Genomic DNA, 20,695 nt, shown 5'->3' on the forward strand with positions numbered 1-20,695 from the left:
CGTCCTGCCCCGGCGGCAGGGCCACGTCGGTCTCCCCTTCGGAACGGCGGGTGCGGAGCGGGGCGGCCGGCAGCCGATCCTCACTTGGGGTCGCCGTAAATGACTCCGCGTCCGTTCGTCCCGAAGTAGATGCGACCGTAGATCCGGGGGTCTCCGGTCAGGGTGTTGCCGGTCCAGGCGTACTGGTGCCGATCGTCGTTGATGCGGATCCAGGTCCGGCCCGCGTCGTCGGACCGGAAGATGCCGCGCACGCCGTGGATCTTGGAGCTGGTGTAGACGGCGGGGTACGTGGCACCGGATGCGGCCTTGCCGAATCCGACGACGTCGCCCTGGTCCACCGCTTCGAACCTGGTGAACGACGTTCCGGAGTCGGTCGACCGCCACAGCCCGTACGGTGTGGGGGTGGTGGGCTTGGTGGTGCCGCCGGCCAGCCAGATGTCGCCCTCGTGGCCCGGGACCGGCTTGAACCGGACGTTCCCCGCGGTGGGCAGACCGGTCGCCGCCGTGGCCGTGAAGCTCTTGCCGCCGTCCGTGCTGAGGTAGAAGACGCCGGAGGCACAGGCGTAGAACTTCTCCGGGTTCACCCGGTCGGAGCGCACCGGGGCCCCGGCCGGCAGCCCCTTCGACGCCGTCCAGGTCGCTCCGTGGTCGTCGGACCAGCTGACCGGCGCTCCGGCCGGGGACCAGACGATCCGCCTGCCGTCGGCGCTGATCGCGACGGCCTGGTCCTCGACTCCGGGCCCGGTGACGCCGGACGGCTCACTGCCCGACGGCGTCCAGGTGGCGCCGCTGTCGGTGGAGACGGCGAAGTGCTGGGTCCAGCCGCTGGTCGGGTGGCCGACCCGCACGAGGGTGTGGGGCGCCAGCTCCGCGTAGTCCAGGGCAGGGGTGCCGCCGAAGGTCGGGCTGTCGTACATCTTCGGCGCCTTGCGGAAATCCGTGTGCCGGAAGCCGCCGACGTCGCCGACGCCGGAGAAGAGGTGTGCCGCGCCGACGGGTGGGCTGATCACACACATGACGGCGGTTTCCTCCAGCCCCTGGGCCCGTACGGACAGGTGCACCGTGCCGCCGCTGTCCCAGTCGGTCAGGTTGTCGGCGCCGTAGATCGTCGCGCCGGTGCCGTACATGAAGTGGGCGGAGTCGAAGGGGTCGATCTGGACGGACTCCATCATCCAGCCCAACTTGGGGGTCATTTCGGGCAGCGCCGGCGAGGCGTTCCAGGTCAGCCAGGGGGCGGCGGAGATGTCGATGTCATAGCGCAGGGTGCGCTCGGAGTTCGGGCCCGAGTCCCACGCGCGGGTCCAGCTCGCGCCGCCGTCGGTGGAGCGGAAGAGGATGCAGTCCGGGTACCACTTGACCTGGGTGGACACCATCAGGGTGTCCGGGTTCTGCCGGTCGATGGTCAGGCCGCTGTAACCGTACTGGTTGTCGTCGCTGGTGGACGGGACCGGGCTGATGCGGGTCCAGGTGTCGGTGGCGGTGTCCAGCTTCCACACGTCGCCCTTGGAGCCGTCGTACGGGCCGGCGGTGTCGCTGGTCGCCAGGTACAGGTAGCCGCCGACGTGGTCGAAGACCGCGTGGTGCGGGATGAAGCCGGTGGGCTGCCCGGGGACGCGTTCCCAGGTCGCTCCCGCGTCGGTCGACCGGTACAGGATGTTCTCCTTGTCGGCGACGGTGACGTAGAGGGTCCGGGTGGCCCTGCCCGCGCGCCCGGTGCGCTTGTCGAAGACGACTTGCAGCACGCCCAGGTTGTCGCCGTTGTAGCCGTCGGGATCGGTGGGATCGATGACGAAGTTGCCCGGGTTGGGGAAACTGGTCACCTTCGCGAAGGTCTTGCCGTGGTCGGTGCTGCGCCACAGCCCGTGGCCCCCGCGCACGCCCAGGTAGAGGATCCTGTTGCGGTTGGGGTCGATCACCAGCCGCTCGCCGATGCCCCGGCCGGGCATGTTGCCGCCCAGCCGGAACGGCAGGGGAGTGGTCTTCCAGGTGCGGCCGCGGTCGGTCGAGCGCAGGATCGCCGCCATGCTCGGGTCCCACTCGGGCATGGTGTACGTGCCCGCCGCCAGATAGACGCGGTCGGGGTCGACCTCGTCGGTGGCGATGCTGATGATGCCGGTGTGTCCGTACTCGTCCCAGCCGATCCAGTCGGTGAGGGGGATCCACCGTCTGGACTTCGTGTCGAGGCGGTATGCGCCGCCGATGTCCGTGCGCGCGTACACCAGTCCGGGCTCGCTCTGGTTGAAGACGATGCCGGTGACGAAGCCGCCGCCGACTATCTCGGCGTTGCGGAAGGTGTAGGGCGTGTGTCGGACCTTCCCGGCCGCGCGGGCGGATGCGGCGGAACCGGCGGATGCGGCTGAGGCAGTGGAGGGGGCGAGCAGGGGGAGTGCGGCCGTGGCCGCCCCGGCGGCCAGCAGGCCTCGGCGGGAGAGGTGCGGGGCATGGGTCATGACGGGTCCTTGCCTTTCGGGTGCGGGTCCGTACGGGGCCTGCGCACAAGCAGCGGTCCGGCCGGCCGGCTCCAGAAGGCGATTCCGCAGGCCTCGTCCGGCGCGACGAGGGTGCCGTGCCGGTGAGTCGGCCCGAGTCGGGGGACCGCCGAGGCCGGAGTGCGTCTGCCGGAGTTCGCAGGAGCTACTGCTGGTGCCTGGGACACGGCCTGGTAGTTCTCGTTGCCGACGGAGGGCAGCGGTGAGAGGGAGGCGGCGCCCGCCACGCCGGCGGCTGTGCGCAGGACGGCTCGGCGGTTCGTCTCACGGCTCATGTCGTTGCGGCCCTTCGCTCGCGTCGATCCGACCGGCGGGCGGGCAGACGCCGCGTCGTCCGGCATCCCGAGTCGACGCGCTTCGACGTTTCGGTGAGACTAAGGCCGTGTTTCCGGGGGCGACAACGGGCTGCCTAGGTCACTTTTCGGTAACAGGCATGGTTGGGGGTGAGGGTATGTCCCGCCGTCCATGCGGCTTCACCCCCAGTGAGCTGGCCTTAGAGGTGAAATCTCAAAGAGGAACGTCAATGCCGGAAGAACGGTTCGCGACGGCTGGGCGACCTGTGATTGACATACGACTCGACGCCATGCCACCGTCGAAGCGCTTCGACACCTTCCGCCTTCACCCCGCCTCCCACGCCCTCTCCTTCGGACCTCCTGCAAGGGACTTCTCAGGTGAGTACCGCCGCCACATTCCCCGAGCCGCCCACCACCGACCTGCCGTTCCGTGACCCCGCGCTCCCCCTCGCCCGGCGAATCGACGACCTGATCTCCCGGCTGACGGTCGACGAGCGCATCGAACTGCTCTACCAGTACTCACCAGGAGTCCCGCGTCTCGGACTGGCCCCCTTCAAGACCGGTACCGAAGGGCTCCACGGTGTGTCCTGGCTGGGGCCGGCCACCGTGTTCCCGCAGGCGGTGGGCCTGGGAGCGACCTGGGACGAGGAACTGCTGCACGAGGTCGCCACGGCTGTCGGCACCGAGGCCCGCGCCTTCCACCAGCGCCCCGCCGCCGACGGCCACCGGCCCGGCCTCCAGGTCTGGGCCCCCGTGGTGAACCTGCTGCGCGATCCCCGCTGGGGCCGCAACGAGGAGGGGTACGCGGAGGATCCGCTGCTCACCGGCCGGCTCTCCGTCAGCTACTGCCGCGGGCTGGCGGGGGACCACCCGGTCTATCTGCGCACGGCACCGCTCCTGAAGCACTTCCTCGCCTACAACAACGAGGACGAGCGCGACATCACCTCCTCCGTGGTGCCGCCGAGGGTGCTGCACGAATACGACCTCGCCGCCTTCCGCCCGGCGATCGCGTCCGGCGCCGCCACCGGCGTCATGCCGGCCTACAACCTCATCAACGGCCGCCCCTGCCATGTCAGTCCACTGCTTGAGACCGAGGTACGGCGCTGGGCCGAGCCCACCGGTCACGAGCTGTTCGTCTGCAGCGACGCCGGAGCGGTGACCAACCTCGCCGAATCGGAGCACTACTTCGACGACCACCCCACCTCCCACGCGGCGGCGGTACGCGCAGGCGTCGACAGCATCACCGAACTGGACGAGGACGGCAGCATCACCCTCGGCCGGCTCCGCGCGGCGGTCGACCGCGGCCTGCTCACCGAGGACGACATCGACCGCGCCGCACGACGCCACCTGTCGATCCGCTTCCGCCTCGGTGAGTTCGATCCGGACCTCGACCCCTACGCCGGCATCCGCGACGACGCCGTGGACAGCCCCGCACACCGGGCGCTCGCGCTGCGCGCCGCCACGGAGTCGGTGGTGCTGCTCAAGAACGACGGCGCACTGCCGCTGTCACCGGCCCCCGGCCGGCGTGTCGCGCTCGTCGGTCCGTTGGCGGACACCCTCTTCGAGGACTGGTACAGCGGCACCATGCCGTACCGGATCACCATCGCCGCCGGTCTGGAGACGGCCCTCAAGGAGCGCGGCGCCGAAGCGGTCCGCGCGGAGGGAGTCGACCGGATCACCCTGCGCGCCGCCTCGACCGGAGGCCTCCTGCGCGTGCCGGCGCTCGACCCCGGCGGGCCCATGGTGGCCGGTGCTCCCTCGGACGAGCAGGAGGCGGGCGACAACGCCTGCCACGACCTGTTCGACTGGGGTGAAGGCGTGCTGACCCTCCGCAACGCGCGCACGGAACGCTACGTCACCCTCAGGGACGGCGACCTCACTCTCGCCGCCGACCAGACGCAGCCGAACGGCTGGTTCGTCCACGAGACCTTCCGGCTGGAAGCCCAGCCGGACGGCACGGAAGTGCTGCGCAACATCAGCAACGGCCGCTACGCCGCCGTGGACACCGCCACCGGCCGCGTCACCCTCTCCGCCGAAGCCCCCGAGCAGGCGGAACGCTGGACCCGAACGGTCGTCAGGGACGGCATCGCCGAAGCCGTCGCGGCCGCCGCCTCGGCGGACGTCGCCGTGATCGTCCTCGGCAACGACCCGCACATCAACGGCCGCGAGACCGAGGACCGCGCGGGCACCTCGCTGCCGTCCGCGCAGGAAGCCCTGCTGCGCGCCGTCGCCACCGAGCGCCCCGAGTCCGTACTGGTCGTGATGAGCAGCTACCCGTACGCCGTCGACTGGGCGGACGAGCACCTGCCCGCCGTGGTGTGGACGTCCCACGGCGGGCAGGAGACGGGCCGGGCACTCGCCGCGATCCTGCTCGGCGAGGCCGAACCCTCCGGACGGCTCCCGCAGACCTGGTACCGCGGCGACGACCCGTTGCCCGGCCGTCTCGACTACGACATCATCAGCGCCGGCTGGACCTACCAGTACCACGACACCGCCCCGCTGTACCCCTTCGGGCACGGCCTGTCCTACACCACCTTCGCCTACTCCGACCTGCGGCTGTCCGCCCCGGAAGCGGCGCACGACGACACCCTGACCGTGAGCGTCGAGCTCACCAACACCGGGACGCGCACGGGGACCGAGACCGTGCAGCTCTACACCCGCGCGCTCGCCGCCCGCCACCGCGCGCCCAGGCGCAGACTGACGGACTTCCGCAAGGTCTCCCTCGCCCCCGGTGAAAGGCGTCGGCTGGAGTTCGAGCTGCCCGTCGCGGCGGCCCTGGCCCACTGGTCCGTCTCGGCCGGCGCCTTCGCCGTGGACCCGGGACCGTACGAGATCCTGATCGGGCACTCGGCCGAAGTCATCGCCCTGACAGCGCCCCTCACCGTGACGGGGCCCGCCCTCCCCGTCCGCACTCTCCTCGGCGGACGACTGGAGGCCGTCGACTTCGACGAGTACGAAGGCGGCACGCTCGTCGACGCCACCCGGGAGAAGGGGGAGGCGGTCACCCCGACGACCGGTGACATCCCCTGCGCCCTGCGCTACGGCTCGGTCGACCTGGGCAGCCAGGCAGACGGGCCGCGGGTCATCACGGCCGAGGTGTCGTGCGCGACGGAGGAGGACGCGACCGTCGAGATCTACGCCGACGGCCCTCCCGGTGCCGGCACCCTGCTCGCCGCCCTCCGTGTCACCGCCGGCACCGACGGCCGGTACGACTGGCGCACGGTCAGCGCGCGGATGCCGGCGGAGGTGACCGGGGTGCACGATCTGCACGTCGTTCTGCGCGGCGGTGTCCACCTGGCCGCCATCGCCGGCGGGACGTGGTGAGGAGCGGCGGGGGGCGGTAACGAGCGGTGGGACGCGGCAAGAAGACGCTTCGCCGCCGCGTTCCACACGTTCCCGGCCATTGACGCACGCGGCTCACGCGGATCTATCCTCTGCCTGAACGTCGTCCGTACCGGAGGAGGGCCGGGGCGGCTATGCGACAGATCGCACGCCATGACGTCGTCTTCGTCGCCGGCACCGCCGGAGAGCATGCACTGACCTGGTCGCAGAAGACCCATGAGCGCGAAGGCTGCCACCCCCATCTCCACGGACCCCGCAACAGGAACGTACGGATGGGGCGGCCACTGGGCGGCGGGCCCGACATGCCCGCGGTGCTGCATGCCTTCGCCGCGGTCATGGCTCACTTCGAGGCGCTGCGCACCCTGTATCCACGTGCCGCGGACGGGACCCCGCGCGCGGTCGTCGTGGCTTCCGGGGTGCTCCAGGTCGACGAGTACGCCTCCGACGCCCCGCCGACCCAGGACGAGCTGAGCGCCTTCACGCTCCGACTTGCCGAGCCCGGATTCGCCCCGGACGACCTGCCGTTGCGGGCCGCCGTCATCACCGTGGACGGCAGACCCGTCCACATCGCGCTGTCCTTGCACCACTTCTCGGCGGACACGACGGGCGCCCGGATCGCGGCCGAACACATAGCCCGACTGGCCGCCGATCCGGGCGCCGACCTCGGCTCGGGGTGGCACCCGCGGCAGATCGCAGGTTTCGAAGCCAGTCCCTCGGGGCTGCGGCACGCCCACCGTGTCGACACCCGTGACCGCGCCATGCTCCGTCGGTCCACCATGCCCGAACTCCAGGCTCCCCCGGGCCACAAGGCCGCCGTCTACAACTTCGTATGCCTCGACTCGGCGGCGGTCGCCCTCGCGGCAGCCGGTCTGGCGAAGCAGTACCGGACATCCGCGGCCGCCGTCCTGCAAGCCGCTTATGCGTGCACGCTCGCCGAGCACCTCGGCGTCGGCCACTGCGTGTTCAACACCGTGATGCCCAACCGGCAGACCACCTTCGCCCGGGAGGCGGTGGCCCACATCGCCGGCAGGGCCCTCGTCCCGGTCGACACGTCCCTGGGCAGCGACCGGTTCCCGGCGCTGTGCCGGGCCGTCGACGCGGCACTCGTCAGATCCTCCGCCGTCAGCCTGCGGGAGCCCGACCGCTACGCCAGATCCCTGGACGAGGTCTCCGCCGAACTGGGCCGCTCCGCACACAACCCGTACGTGGTCAACATCCGCCCCATAGCGCCCCGCACGCTGATCCGGGCTCGCGCGGAGAGGGCACCGCAGGACCTCGGCCGAGCCATGGCATCCAGCCGGTACCGACGGTTCCCCAAACCCGTCGACGCGTACTCCGGAAACCTCTCCTTCGATGTGTGGGGCATGTCCGAGACGGCCGGAATCAGTCTCGGGACGGACGCGACGTCGTTCGACGCGACGGATCTCGAACAGATCCTGCGGTCCTTCGAGAGCCGGCTGGTCGGAGCCGCGATCGGCGGTTGATGGAGGTGCAGGTCAGGACCGAGACTCGCGGCACGCGGACCTGCGATCGCCGGGCATCGTGTGCCCGCACGATCCCGTACACGCCGGCTGGACACCGCCCAGCCGGCTCGGCGAGACACGCCGTGCCGCGTACCCGCGGAGCACCGACGCGGGCCTGGTGATCGCGCGCGCCACCTGAGCGCGTACGGCGGGCCGGGGATCCGCCTGGCGATGGCGACCGGGGACCTCGTCGACCGCCAGGACGTGAGCGTGTTCCCCGTCGCCCGGAGCGTGGGCCGCGGCGGCGGGCTGTCGCTGCGGCCCCGGCTGACGCGTGATCACGACGTGGTGCTGCGACCGCGGGTGGGCGGGCCGGTGCTGCGGAGGCGTAGGAGATCACGCCGCCGCAGCGCTCGCATGTCCCGAGGATCAGACGGCCGTGAAGCTCCACAGCAGGTTGGTGCTGCTGCCGTACGTCCACTGCTTGGTCACGGAGCCCGAGGAGACGTCGCCACCGCCGTCGAGGACCAGGCCGGTGGTGCGGTTGGCGATCGAAAAGCGGTCACCGCCCCGGTGGACGATCTTCCACTGCTGGTTGGTGCCGCCGTTCCAGGGGGCCTGTCGGGCCGGCGAGCCGTTGTCGGTGGCGCCCCAGCTGTCGGCGACCATGCCGTTCGTGCGGTTGACCAGCCGGTAGTAGCCTCCTCCGACCGCCTCGGCCCGCCATTGCAGGTTGGAACTGCCGTCCCAGGTCCACTGCTTGAGGTTCGCCCCGGAGGCCACGTCGCCGCCGCTGTCCAGGGCGAGGCCGTTGGTGGCGTTGGTGATCCGGAAGTGCGTCGCCGAGTTGAACTGGACCCTCAGCGAGGTGATCTGGTCGTTGTTGCCGGTGACCCGCAGGTCGGGGTTCTCGGTGGTGAACGTCCAGGAGGTGCCCGTGAAGTTGTCTCCGGAGTAGCCGATCACCTGGTAACCGGGGGCCGGCCGGAGAGAGGAGAGCGTGCCGGCGCCCAGTCCGGACGCGGACAGGTCGGCCGCGGTGTAGTCGCCGACGCTGAACACGCCGGCCCTGCCGGTGTAGTTGACGTCCGTGAAGGCGACGGCGCCGGCGAGCGGCCGCAGGCCGGGGATCGTGCCGGAGAAGGAGAGCTTCAGCACGTAGGCGCCCGCACCGTACGGCGCCGAGGAGGGCAGGGTGACCGTGAGGCCCGAGGAGGTCTGGGTGGGCGCGGGCAGGTCGATGTAGGTGCCGGCGGTGGAGCCGAGGAGCTTCACCGAGGTCAGGGACGAGAGGTTGATCCGGTCCGAGCTGAGGGTCTTGATCGTCAGCGAGCTGCCGGGCCAGCCCAGGACGGTGGCGTACAGGACGTTGTTGGCCTTGTTGCGGGTGAAGCGGATGTCCTGCGGCGTGCCGGCGTGCGGAGTGGTGAACGAGCCGCCGCCCATCTTCGTCGGGCCCTCGCCGTACGCCGTCCAGGCACGGGTCGCGTACACCGACTCGCCGAAGCGCTTCAGGTGGTCTCCGATACCGAGCAGGATGTCCTTCTGCGCCTGGGGGATGGTGCCGTCGGCCATCGGCGCGATGTTCAGCAGCACGTTGCCGTTCTTGCTGACCCGGTCGATGAACGAGTGCAGCATCTGCTGGATGCTGTAGTAGCCGATGCCCTGGGTGTAGCACCAGCTGCTGCTGGAGATGCTGTCGTCGGTCAGCCAGTACGGGGTGGTGAGGTCGGCCGGGCCACCGCGCTCGTAGTCGAAGACCTCGCCCTTGCCGTTCATGCCGTCCTTGTACGTGGCGACGACCTCACGGCCCCAGCTGTTCGCCTGGTTGTAGTAGTACGCCAGGAAGTTGAGGCGCTGTTGCTCGTCGACGGCGTCGAGGTTGAAGTCCTGCCACAGGATGTCGGGCTGGGCGCGGTCGATGACCTCCTTCAGCTTGTCGAACCACAGCTGGTTCTCCGCGGCCGGGCCCAGCTGTCCGTACAGCTTCTTGAGGCTGGGGTCGGTCTGAGCGGGAGCGGACTCGTAGAAGCCGGTGAAGTTGTACGCGTGGTGCATGGCCACCAGGAGCTTGAGGCCCTTGGCGCGGATGGCCGTGGAGAACAGCTTCAGCAGGTCCAGTCCGGGGCCCTTCTTCACCGAGTTCCACTCGTTGACCTGGCTGTCCCACATGGAGAAGCCGTCATGGTGTTCGGCGACCGGGCCGGCGAACCTGGCGCCGGCGTCGACGAACAGCTGCACCCACTCGTCCGGGTCGAACTTCCCGCCGGCCGACTTCAGTTTCGGCGCGAACTTCACGAAGTTGCCCGCCAGGTCCTGGGCGCCGTTGATGAAGTTGTGGTACGGCCACGCCGACGGCTGGCCGTAGGTCGCGATGTGGTGCTGGTTGGCGGCGTCACCGGCCCGGTACATGTTGCGCGGGTACCACTCGTTGCCGAAGGCCGGGACGCTGAAGACGCCCCAGTGGAAGTAGATCCCGAACTTCGCGTCCTGGAACCACTCCGGGGCCGGCGGGTGCTGGTCGACCGAGTTCCAGTCGGGCGTGTACGTGCTGGGCGCCGCCTGGGCGGTGCCGGCACCGAACACACCTCCGGCAACGGCCGCCGCGGCCACGCTGGTGGCACTGGCCAGGAAGTGGCGTCTGTTGATCGAACTCGACATGGAGACATCCCTCGGCAGAAGAGGACAGGGGGGAGGCAGGGGGACAGGAGGGGGCGTGGCTGCTGTGCATAGGGCGCCGCTTGTTACGCATGAACGTTCGCCATGTCTCCCTGGGATGTCAACGGGCGTGCAGGGATGAAAAGCGCTGCTCCCTGAGGCAGTTTGCGCCATTTATGCCATTTTAGTGCGATTTGATGCTGTCCAAACATGGCATGTCTGCCAGGGTCTCGTGGTCGACTGGAGCCATCCATCGGCGAGAATTGATGGGATGGATCTTTCCCGCAAAGTGAAATCCCCTTCCTCTGGTGGGTAGGGAGCTGCGCTTTTGGTACAGCTCAGGCGAGAGGGCTGGACAGCGGGCCAAGGTGCACCTATAAACATCCCATCTCTTCCGCACGGCGATCCACAGATGTCGTCGAGGCGAAACATCTCCCGCTACGGGACCGGCGCGAGGAAGCACCGATGAGACCCAGAACCGCCCTCAGTTCAGCCGTCTCCGCCCTGTCCGCACTGGCGTTGCTCAGTGCGTGCGGCAGCGGCACCACCACCGCTGCGTCGTCGAGCGACAAGCCGCTGGTCGGCGTCGACTACCCCCGCTCCGACACCGATTTCTGGAACTCCTACATCAAGTACACGCCCCAGTACGCCAAGGAGCTGGGGCTGGACCTGAAGACCACCAACTCGCAGAACGACGTCGCCAAGCTGACCGCCAACGCGCAGACGTTCATCAGCCAGGGGGTCAAGGGCATCGCGATGGCCCCACAGGACACCGCCGCCATCGCGCCCACCCTTGCGCAGCTGGAGGCGAAGAAGATCCCCGTCGTCACGGTCGACACCCGCCCCGACACCGGCAAGGTGTTCATGGTCGTGCGCGCCGACAACCGCGCATACGGCGAGAAGGCCTGTCAGTACCTCGGCACCAAGCTCGGCGGCAAGGGCAAGGTGGTGATGCTGCAGGGCGGCCTGGACTCCATCAACGGCCGCGACCGCACCGAGGCGTTCAACGAGTGCATGAAGAAGCACTACCCGGACATCAAGGTGTTCGGCGAGGCCACCAACTGGGACGGCGCCGTCGCCGCCCAGAAGCTGCAGACCGACCTGACTGCCCACCCGGACATCAAGGGCATCTACATGCAGTCCAGCTTCGCCCTGTCCGGCACGCTCCAAGTCCTCCAGCAGAGGGGCCTGCTGGTGGACCCGAAGGACAAGAAGCACGTCTTCGTCGTGTCCAACGACGGCATTCCCGAGGAGCTCAAGTCCATCGCCCAGGGCAAGATCGACGCCACGGTCTCCCAGCCGGCCGACCTCTACGCCAAGTACGCCCTGTACTACCTCAAGGCCGCGATCGACGGAAAGACCTTCAAGCCCGGCAAGACCGACCACGACAGCACCATCATCCAGGTTCGCGACGGCCTGCTCGAGGACCAGCTCTCGGCCCCGCTCGTCACCGCGGACGGCGGCACCTACGGCGGCGTGCCCAGCGTCAAGAGCGACGACAAGTCACTGTGGGGCAACAACCTCGGCTGATTCCTCTGATCCCTCTGATTTCTCATCGGTGACGCAACGGCGTACGAGAACAAGGCGGTTGAGATGAGTGACGGGGAGCGAACGGTCACCCCCGTGCCCGCCCCGGCGGGCGACGGACGGGCCCCCTCGGACCCGCCCGTCGTCGAGGCGACGGGCATAGTCAAACGATTCGGTCCGACGGTGGCCCTGAACGGCGCCCGGATCACCATCAGGCCCGGCGAGACCCACGCGCTCGTGGGCCGCAACGGAGCCGGCAAGTCGACCCTGGTGTCGGTCCTCACCGGACTCCAGGTCCCCGACGAGGGGACGGTGACCTTCGGCGGCGAGCCGGCCCCCAGGCCCAGCGACCGCGACGCGTGGCGGCAACGGGTGGCCTGCGTCTACCAGAAGTCGACGATCATCCCCACCCTGACCGTCGCCGAGAACCTCTTCCTGAACCGGCACGACCACGGACGGGGCCGCCTCATCAGCTGGCAGGCCACCCGTGGCCGCGCACAGGACCTGCTGTCGACCTGGTCGGTCGACGTCGACCCGCAGACCCCGGCCGGTGACCTGAGCGTCGAGCAGCGGCAGTTCGTCGAGATCGCCCGCGCGCTGTCCTTCGGGGCGCGGTTCATCATCCTCGACGAGCCGACCGCCCAACTCGACGGGGCGGCCATCAACCGCCTCTTCGACCGCATCCGAGACCTGCAACGCCAGGGCGTGACCTTCCTGTTCATCAGCCACCACCTCCAGGAGATCTACGAGATCTGCGACATGGTGACGGTCTACCGCGACGCCCGGCACATCGTGACCGCTCCGGTCGCGGAAATGCCCCACGCCGACCTCGTCGCCGCCATGACCGGCGAGGCGGCGGCCGACCGGCGCGAGGACCGGGCGAGCACCCTCGACCCCGGCGCCACAGCCGCACTGAACGTCCGCGCCCTGCGGGGCGAGGGGTACGACGACGTCAGCTTCCATATCGGGGCCGGCGAGATCGTCGGCCTCGCGGGCGCCGCCGGCAGCGGGCGTACCGAGGTCGCCGAGACCGTCGTAGGGCTGCGGGCGGCAGCGGCGGGAGAGGTGGAAATCGCCGGGAGGCGGCCCCGGCCGGGCAGCGTGCCCGCCGCGCTCGCCGCGGGCGCCGGGTTCGTCCCCCAGGACCGGCACCACCAGGGCTTGGTTCCCGGCATGTCGATCGCGGACAACACCACCCTGTCCGTTCCGCGCAGGCTCGGCCCCAACGGGTTCCTCAGCCACGGCCGCCGGGACCGGCTCGCCGAGGGCATGATCGAGAACCTCGCGATCAAGACCCCGGGCCCCGAACTGCCCGTCTCCGCCCTCTCCGGCGGCAACCAGCAGAAAGTCGTCATGGCCCGTGCCCTCGCCGACGACCCCCGGCTGCTGGTCCTGATCAACCCCACCGCGGGCGTGGACGTGCGCTCCAAGGAGTTCCTCCTCGGCAAGGTCGAGGAGACCGCGGAAACCGGCACCGGAGTGCTCATCGCCTCCGACGAACTCGACGACCTGCGCATGTGCGACCGGGTCCTGGTGATGTTCCAGGGCCGTGTGACCTCGGAGATCGCCCGCGGCTGGCACGACCACGACCTCGTGGCCGCGATGGAAGGAGTGGACCTGCATGCCTGAAGTGATGCCTGAAACCGTCCTCGCGGACACCGCCGCCGCCAAGGCCCCGGGGCCTCGGCAGCCGAAGCGGACCGCACTGCTCGGCGGCCGGATACCCCTGGCCCGGCTGCGCGACCTCGCGCTCGTCCCGGCCATCGTGGTCATCGCCATCGTCGGACAGATCGTCAACCCGGTCTTCCTGAAGGCCGACAACCTCATCAACGTCCTGCAGACCATGTCCGAGATCGCCCTGCTGGTCCTCGCCCAGACCATGGTCCTGATCGTCAAGAAGATGGACCTGTCGCTGGAGTCCACCATGGGCCTCGCGCCCGGCGTCGCGGCCTGGCTGGTGGTGCCGACCGGCGCGGGCCACGGACTCGGACTGCTCCCCGGCGCGTGGGCCATCCCCGTCACCCTCGCCGTGGGCGCGCTCGTCGGCGTGATCAACGCCCTGCTCATCATCCGCTTCGGCCTCAACGGCTTCATCGTCACCCTGGGCATGCTGATCGTGCTGCGCGGCGTCCTCACCGGCATCTCCGGCGGCCAGACCTTCTTCCAGCTGCCGGAGTCGATGCTCTACCTCGGCACCGCCCAATGGTTCGGGATGCCGGCGTCCATCTGGATCTGCCTGCTGCTGTTCGCCGTCGCGATCGTGCTGCTCGGCTGGACCAGCTTCGGCCGCTCGCTGTACGCCATCGGCGGCAACGTCGACGCCGCGAAGGCGGCCGGTATCCGCACCGACCGGGTGCTGTGGATCGTCATCGTCACCGGCAGCGTGCTCGCCGCCCTCGCCGGACTGATGCTCTCCGGACGCCTCGCCTCCGTCGCCTCGGCGCAGGGCAACGGCTACATCTTCACCGTCTTCGCCGCCGCCGTCATCGGCGGGATCAGCCTCAACGGCGGCAAGGGCACCATGTTCGGGGCCTTCAGCGGCATCCTCCTGCTGTTCATGATCCAGAACGTGCTCACGCTCGGCGGCGTCCCCGCCCAGTGGATCGGCGCCCTCAACGGCCTGATCATCCTGGTCGCGCTGACCATCTCGCGCATCACGGGCGGCAAGGTCCAGGACTGATCCGGGCAGCCGTCGCGGCCGCCCGATGTCCTCCGCCGCCCCCATCTCGTCGCAAGGGGCCGTATCACCCCTGCACCTCACAGGAGTTGCCGCCATGTCATCCGCCCTGTCCGCTTCCCCGGCCCCTGCCCGCATCACCGGCCTCGACGTGCTGGACGTGCGTTTCCCGACGTCCGAGCACCTGGACGGGTCGGACGCGATGAACCCCGAACCCGACTACTCCGCCGCCTACGTCGTCCTGCGCACCGACGCCGGCGACGGCCTGGAGGGCCACGCCCTGGCCTTCACCACCGGCCGCGGCAACGACGTCCAGGCCGCTGCCATCGCCGCCCTCGCCCCGCACGTGGTGGGCCTCCCGGTCGAACAGGTCTGCGGTGACCTCGGAGCGTTCTCCCGCTCCCTCGTCCACGACCCCCAACTGCGCTGGCTGGGCCCGGAGAAGGGCGCCATGCACATGGCCACCGGCGCTGTCGTGAACGCCGCCTGGGACCTGGCCGCCAAGCGCGCGGGCAAGCCCGTGTGGCGCTTCCTCGGCGAGATGTCGCCCGAGGACCTGGTCGCCCAGGTCGACTTCCGCTGGCTGTCCGACGCCCTCACCCCCGAGGAGGCCCTGGAGATCCTGCGCCGCGCCGAGCCCGGCCGCGAACAGCGCATCGGCCACCTGCTCGACCAGGGCTACCCCGCCTACACCACCACCCCCGGCTGGCTCGGCTACTCCGACGAGAAGCTGGCCCGACTGGCCCGCGAGGCCGTCGCCGACGGCTTCACCCAGATCAAGCTGAAGGTCGGCGCGTCCCTGGAGGACGACGTACGACGCATGCGCACCGCCCGCGAGACCGTCGGCGACGGCATCCGCATCGCGGTGGACGCCAACCAGAGATGGGACGTCCAGCCCGCGATCGACTGGATGAGCGCGCTGGCCCCCTACCAGCCGTACTGGATCGAGGAGCCCACCTCACCCGACGACATCCTCGGCCACGCCGCCGTCCGCAAGGCCGTCAGCCCCATCAAGGTCGCGACCGGCGAGCACATCGCCAACCGGGTCGTCTTCAAGCAACTCCTCCAGGCCGGCGCGGTGGACATCGTGCAGATCGACTCCGCGCGGGTCGGCGGCGTGGGCGAGAACATCGCGATCCTGCTGCTCGCCGCGAAGTTCGGCGTCCCCGTCTGCCCCCACGCGGGCGGAGTCGGCCTGTGCGAGATGGTGCAGCACCTGTCGATGTTCGACTACGTCGCGGTCTCCGGCACGACCGAGGACCGCGTCATCGAGTACGTCGACCACCTGCACGAGCACTTCGTCGACCCGGTGCGCATCGTCGACGGCCACTACCTGGCGCCGACGCTGCCGGGGCTGAGCGCGCAGATGCACGCCGAGTCCCTGAAGGAGTACGTCTACCCCGACGGCCCCGTCTGGACCGCTCGTGTCTGACGCCCAGGCCCTCGTCGACGCCCACCACCACGTGTGGGACCTGGACGTCCGGCCGCAGCCCTGGCTGGACGAGCCCGGGCACGAGCCGATCCGCCGCAGCTTCGGCTCGCACGCCCTGCGATCGGCCGCGACCCGGCCGATCGCCGGACGGCGACTGACGAGCACGGTGGTCGTCCAGTGCATCGCCTCCGTGCCCGAGACCCGCGACCTGCTCACGCTGGCCGACAGCGACCCGCTGATCGGTGCCGTCGTCGGCTGGGTGGACCTGACGTCCCCCGCGGTCGGTGACGTACTCGACGACCTGCGGACCGGGCCCGCGGGCCGGTACCTGCGGGCCGTACGGCACGTCGTCCAGGGCGAGCCCGATCCGCAGTGGCTGCAACGGGCGGACGTCGAGCGGGGGTTGCGAGCGGTCGGGGAGCGCGGGCTCGGATACGACGTGCTGGTCCGCAGCCACCAGCTCCCGCAGGCGATCCGCCTCGCGGAACGGCTGCCGGAGCTGCCCCTCGTCCTGGACCACGCGGGCAAGCCCCCCATCGCGCGGCGGGACCTGACCGACTGGGCACAGCAGCTGCGGACCCTGGCCTGGCATCCCCAGGTGCATTGCAAGGTGTCGGGTCTGGTCACCGAGGCCGACCTCGAACAGTGGACCGTCGACGACATCCGCCCGGTATGGGACGTCCTCCTCTCCGCCTTCGGCCCCGACCGGCTGATGTTCGGCTCCGACTGGCCGGTCTGCGTCCTCGCCGGCGGCTGGAACCGCTGGGCCGCCACCGTCGAGGAACTCCTGGACGGCTGCTCCGGCACCGAGATCCATGCGGTGCTCGCCGGTACCGCGACGACCTTCTACCACCTGACCCCTGACCCGAAGGAGGGGACGCCGTGCTGCTGACGGAACTGCTGCACCCCGGGATCCTCGAGTCCCTGGCCGGAGCCGGCCACGGCGCCCGTGTCCTGCTGGCCGACGGCCACTATCCCGCGAGCACCGCCACCGGCGAGCGCGCCCGGACCGTCCATCTCAACCTGGCCCCCGGCCTGCTGGACGTCACGACCGTGCTCGACGTCCTGCTGCGCGCCGTGCCCGTCGAGTCGGCCCACGTGATGGTGCCGCCCGAGGGCGAGCCGGAGCCGCCCGCCATCGCCGAGTACCGCTCGATGCTGGCGCCCGTCCCGGTCGACACGCTCGGCCGTTTCGAGTTCTACGAGGCCGCACGCTCGCCCGACCTGGCCCTGGCGATCGTCACCGCCGACACCCGTACCTACGCCAACCTGCTGCTGACCATCGGCGTCCGCGCTGAAGGGACCCTGACGACACGATGACACTCGCCGTCCGTTACACCTCCGCCCGCACCCTGGACACGGCTCCCGCCGCGCCCTCCTCTCCCGGTCCCGGCGAGGTGGAGCTGGCCCCCGCCTACGTCGGCATCTGCGGCACCGATCTGCACATCTTCCACGGCGACATGGACGCCCGGGTCCAGGCGCCCGCAGTTCTGGGCCACGAGATGTCCGGCCGCGTCGTACGCGTCGGCCCGGGCGTCGAGGGCTGGCAGCCGGGCGACGCGGTGACCGTGATGCCGCTGCGCTGGGACGACACCTGCCCGGCCTGCCGCGCGGGCCATCAACACATCTGCCAGCACCTCGACTTCATCGGCATCGACTCCCCGGGCGCGATGCAGCAGCGCTGGACGGTGCCCGCCTCCACCCTGATACGGCTGCCCGCCTCCCTTCCCCTCGACCGGGCCGCGCTGGTCGAGCCGACCGCGGTCGCCGTGCACGACGTGGGCCGGGCCGAGGTTGCCGAGGACGAGAAGGTCGTCGTGGTCGGCGGCGGCCCCGTCGGCATCCTCATCGCACTGGTCGCGCGGGCTGCCGGCGCCGATGTCCGGGTGGTGGAACCGAGCGCCCACCGCCGACTGCTGGCCGAGGAGTTGGGACTGACGGCGTGGAACCCGGCCGACGACGACGTGCCGGAGCTGGTGCGGCGGTGGACCGGGGACGCGGGGGCGGACGTCGCCTTCGAGGTGTCCGGCGCGGCCGCCGGCGTGGACACGGCGGTGGACGTCCTCGGTGTGCGCGGTCGCCTCTGCCTCGTCGCCATTCACCCCCGGCCCCGCGAGGTCAACCTGCACCGCTTCTTCTGGCGCGAACTCACCCTCGTCGGCGCCCGGTTGTACGACCACGGCGACTTCGAGCGCGCGGTGGCCCTGGTCGCCGACGGCACCATCCCGGCCGAGCGGCTGATCAGCAAGGTCGTAGCACTCACACAGGCCCCGGCCGCGTTCGAGGCCCTGGAGGGCGGCGGCGACGTGATGAAGATCCTCGTGGACTGCACCGACGACGCCCAGGGAGCCGCCGTATGACCGCCTTCGACCTCACCGGGAAGCTCGCCGTCGTCACCGGCGCCCGGCGCGGCATCGGGCGGGCCATGGCCCGCGCGCTCGCCGAGGCCGGCGCGGACGTCATCGGCGTCAGCGCCTCGCTGGAGGAGTCCGGCAGCGCCGTGGAGAAGGACGTTCGCGCCGCGGGCCGTACGTTCGAGGCGATCCGGGCCGACTTCGCCGATCCCGAGGCGGTACGGGCCCTGGGCGCGGACCTCGCCGGACGCGAGCGCCCGGTGGACATCCTGGTCAACAACGCGGGCACCATCCGCCGCGCTCCGGCCGCCGAACACGCCGACTCCGACTGGGAGTTGGTGCTCCAGGTCAACCTCAACGCGCAGTTCGCGCTGACCCGGGCGGTCGGCGCGTCGATGGTGGCCCGTGGCCAGGGAAAGATCATCTTCACGGCGTCGCTGCTCAGCTTCCAGGGCGGCATCACGGTCCCCGGCTACACCGCAGCCAAGCACGGCATCGCCGGCCTCACCAAGGCGCTGGCCAACGAATGGGCCCCACGGGGGGTGAACGTCAACGCCCTCGCGCCGGGCTACATCGCCACCGACAACACACAGGCGCTGCAGGACGACCCGGTGCGCAGCAAGGCGATCCTGGACCGCATTCCGGCCGGACGCTGGGGCGACGCAGACGACCTGGCGGGCGCCACGGTGTTCCTCGCCTCGGACGCCGCCGCCTACGTGCACGGCGTCGTCCTGCCCGTCGACGGCGGATGGCTCGGCCGATGACCGGCGCCGACCTGGCGACCGTCCTGGCCGGGGCCCGGCTCCTGCCCGTGCTGACCGTTCGGTACCCGGGGACCGCCGGACCGCTGGCCGACGCGCTCGCGGCGGGTGGCGCCCGGTGTGCCGAAGTCACCTTCCGCACTCCGGGCGCCGAGCGGGTGCTCAAGGAGATGGCCGCCCATGGGGGCCTGACCGTCGGTGCCGGCACGGTCCTCACCCCCGAGCAGGCCGAGCGTGCGGTGGCGGCCGGGGCCCGCTTCGTGGTCTCGCCCGGCTTCGACGAGGAGGTCGTCGCGAAGTGCTCCGAGCTGGGGGTGCCCGTGGTGCCCGGCATCGCCACCGCCACCGAGCTGATGCGCGCCCTGCGGACCGGCCTCGACACCGTCAAGCTCTTCCCGGCCGAGCCGCTCGGCGGCATCCCGATGCTGCGCGCCCTCGCGGCGCCCTTCCCCCGGGCACGGTTCGTGCCGACGGGCGGCATCGACGCTCCGCGCCTGCCCGCCTACCTCGCCCACCCGGCGGTCCTCGCCGTCGGCGGCAGCTGGATGGCCACCGCCGACCACCTTCGGCGGGGCGCCTACGAGGAGATCCGCCGGCTGACCGCCGAGGCGGTGGAGAGGAGCGTGACGTGATCGACGTCGTGGCCCTCGGCGAGGTGATGCTGCGCTTCGACCCGGGCGAGGGACGCATCCGCACCGCCCGCTCCTTCCAGGTCTGGGAGGGCGGCGGCGAGTACAACGTCGTACGCGGCCTGCGCCGCTGCTTCGGCCTGCGCACAGCCGTCGTCACCGCCCTCGCCGACAACGCGGTGGGCCGGCTGGTCGAGGATCTGATCCTCCAGGGCGGCGTCGACACCTCGCTGATCCGCTGGGTGCCCGACGACGGCATCGGCCGTACCGCTCGCAACGGCCTGAACTTCGTCGAACGCGGCTACGGCATCCGCGGCGCGCTGGGCGTCAGCGACCGCGCGCACACCGCCGTGTCCCAGCTGTGCAAAGGGGACGTCGACTGGGACACCGTGTTCTCGGCCGGGGTGCGCTGGTTCCACACCGGCGGCGTCTTCGCCGGCCTGTCCGACACCACGGTGGACGTCGCGGACGAGGCCATGGCGGCGGCCCGCCGGCACGGCGTCACCGTGTCCTACGACCCCAACTACCGCCCCAGCCTGTGGGCCGGCCGGGGCGGCGCCGACGCCGCCCGCGAGGTGGACCTGCGCCTCGCCCGGCATGCCGACGTCGTGGTGGGCGCCCTGGGCCTGGCCGGGAGGTACCCGGGCGACGTGCGGGTCAGTGCCGACGAGGTGCCCGACGCGCTGGCCTCCGTCGCCGTCCTCCTGCCCGACGCGAAGGTAGTGGCGACGACCCTGCGCGAGGTCCCCTCGGCCGGCGTCAACGACTGGTCCTCGGCCGCCTGGTCCGCCGAAACCGGCTTCATCACCGGCCCGCGCATGCCCGGCCTGCACGTCCTGGACCGCGTCGGCTCCGGCGACGCCTTCGCTGCCGGCCTGATCCACGGACTGCTCGGCGGCACCGGCCTGGAGCGCGCCCTGGCCTACGGCACCGCCCACGGCGCGCTCACCATGACCACGCCCGGAGACGTCTCCATGGCCTCGCTCGCGGAGGTCGAGGCCCTCGTCGCGGGCGGGTCGGCCCACGTCAGACGCTGACCTGCGCCCCGTCGCCCGTATCCCAGGAGCACG

Annotated in this window: 15 protein-coding genes; 12 read left to right on the plus strand and 3 right to left on the minus strand. The window is 70.8% G+C overall.

Features of this window, described 5'->3' with window-relative positions; genetic code table 11:
* Positions 1-80: 80 nt before the first annotated feature.
* Both SCNRRL3882_RS39290 and SCNRRL3882_RS40940 read right to left on the minus strand, forming a co-directional pair.
* Entirely contained in the window at positions 81-2,450 is a 2,370-nt protein-coding gene (locus tag SCNRRL3882_RS39290; protein ID WP_010038467.1) for a sialidase family protein, read from the minus strand.
* On the minus strand, positions 2,447-2,764 hold the full coding sequence (locus tag SCNRRL3882_RS40940; protein ID WP_158688402.1) for a hypothetical protein: 318 nt from the start codon (positions 2,762-2,764) through the stop codon (positions 2,447-2,449). Before SCNRRL3882_RS40940 ends, SCNRRL3882_RS39290 begins: the two co-directional genes overlap by 4 nt.
* Positions 2,765-3,160: 396 nt before the next feature.
* Between SCNRRL3882_RS40940 and SCNRRL3882_RS39295 the strand changes: the two genes are divergently transcribed.
* Both SCNRRL3882_RS39295 and SCNRRL3882_RS39300 read left to right on the plus strand, forming a co-directional pair.
* Complete coding sequence (locus tag SCNRRL3882_RS39295) at positions 3,161-6,106, plus strand: glycoside hydrolase family 3 C-terminal domain-containing protein (protein WP_010038471.1); 2,946 nt, start codon at positions 3,161-3,163, stop codon at positions 6,104-6,106.
* 152 nt (positions 6,107-6,258) lie between these two features.
* Positions 6,259-7,608, plus strand: a complete 1,350-nt coding sequence (locus SCNRRL3882_RS39300) for a condensation domain-containing protein (RefSeq protein ID WP_010038474.1) — start codon at positions 6,259-6,261, stop codon at positions 7,606-7,608.
* Between the two features lie 408 nt (positions 7,609-8,016).
* On the opposite strand, the gene SCNRRL3882_RS39305 is transcribed toward SCNRRL3882_RS39300, so the two are convergent.
* The gene (locus SCNRRL3882_RS39305; protein ID WP_010038475.1) at positions 8,017-10,248 is read right to left on the minus strand and encodes an alpha-L-fucosidase; all 2,232 of its coding nucleotides are present in this window, start codon (positions 10,246-10,248) and stop codon (positions 8,017-8,019) included.
* 462 nt (positions 10,249-10,710) lie between these two features.
* Here SCNRRL3882_RS39305 and SCNRRL3882_RS39310 point away from each other — a divergent pair, with 462 nt between their 5' ends.
* From SCNRRL3882_RS39310 to SCNRRL3882_RS39355, 10 genes are all read left to right on the plus strand, one after another.
* A complete protein-coding gene (locus SCNRRL3882_RS39310; RefSeq protein ID WP_010038487.1) occupies positions 10,711-11,775 on the plus strand; it encodes a sugar ABC transporter substrate-binding protein in 1,065 nt (354 codons plus the stop codon).
* 63 nt (positions 11,776-11,838) lie between these two features.
* Positions 11,839-13,401 carry a sugar ABC transporter ATP-binding protein gene (locus SCNRRL3882_RS39315; RefSeq protein ID WP_010038490.1) on the plus strand — a complete coding sequence of 521 codons (1,563 nt, stop codon included), beginning with the start codon at positions 11,839-11,841 and terminating at the stop codon, positions 13,399-13,401.
* Between the two features lie 4 nt (positions 13,402-13,405).
* Entirely contained in the window at positions 13,406-14,452 is a 1,047-nt protein-coding gene (locus SCNRRL3882_RS39320; protein WP_029181076.1) for an ABC transporter permease, read from the plus strand.
* A gap of 94 nt (positions 14,453-14,546) precedes the next feature.
* The gene (locus SCNRRL3882_RS39325) at positions 14,547-15,881 is read left to right on the plus strand and encodes an L-fuconate dehydratase (RefSeq protein WP_010038497.1); all 1,335 of its coding nucleotides are present in this window, start codon (positions 14,547-14,549) and stop codon (positions 15,879-15,881) included.
* Positions 15,874-16,773 (plus strand): amidohydrolase family protein, encoded by a 900-nt coding sequence (locus SCNRRL3882_RS39330; RefSeq protein ID WP_010038499.1) that lies wholly within the window; start codon positions 15,874-15,876, stop codon positions 16,771-16,773. Before SCNRRL3882_RS39325 ends, SCNRRL3882_RS39330 begins: the two co-directional genes overlap by 8 nt.
* Positions 16,764-17,201 (plus strand): RbsD/FucU domain-containing protein, encoded by a 438-nt coding sequence (locus SCNRRL3882_RS39335; protein WP_010038502.1) that lies wholly within the window; start codon positions 16,764-16,766, stop codon positions 17,199-17,201. Before SCNRRL3882_RS39330 ends, SCNRRL3882_RS39335 begins: the two co-directional genes overlap by 10 nt.
* Positions 17,198-18,241, plus strand: coding sequence for a zinc-dependent alcohol dehydrogenase (locus SCNRRL3882_RS39340; protein ID WP_010038503.1), 1,044 nt, complete (start codon positions 17,198-17,200; stop codon positions 18,239-18,241). The genes SCNRRL3882_RS39335 and SCNRRL3882_RS39340 overlap by 4 nt, the downstream gene beginning before the upstream one ends.
* On the plus strand, positions 18,238-18,999 hold the full coding sequence (locus SCNRRL3882_RS39345; RefSeq protein WP_010038504.1) for an SDR family oxidoreductase: 762 nt from the start codon (positions 18,238-18,240) through the stop codon (positions 18,997-18,999). The genes SCNRRL3882_RS39340 and SCNRRL3882_RS39345 overlap by 4 nt, the downstream gene beginning before the upstream one ends.
* A complete protein-coding gene (locus tag SCNRRL3882_RS39350) occupies positions 18,996-19,628 on the plus strand; it encodes a bifunctional 4-hydroxy-2-oxoglutarate aldolase/2-dehydro-3-deoxy-phosphogluconate aldolase (protein ID WP_010038505.1) in 633 nt (210 codons plus the stop codon). The genes SCNRRL3882_RS39345 and SCNRRL3882_RS39350 overlap by 4 nt, the downstream gene beginning before the upstream one ends.
* Complete coding sequence (locus SCNRRL3882_RS39355; protein ID WP_010038506.1) at positions 19,625-20,662, plus strand: sugar kinase; 1,038 nt, start codon at positions 19,625-19,627, stop codon at positions 20,660-20,662. The genes SCNRRL3882_RS39350 and SCNRRL3882_RS39355 overlap by 4 nt, the downstream gene beginning before the upstream one ends.
* The last annotated feature ends 33 nt before the right edge of the window (positions 20,663-20,695 follow it).

This window comes from Streptomyces chartreusis NRRL 3882 (assembly GCF_900236475.1).
In the GTDB taxonomy this organism is placed as follows: Bacteria; Actinomycetota; Actinomycetes; order Streptomycetales; family Streptomycetaceae; genus Streptomyces; species Streptomyces chartreusis_D.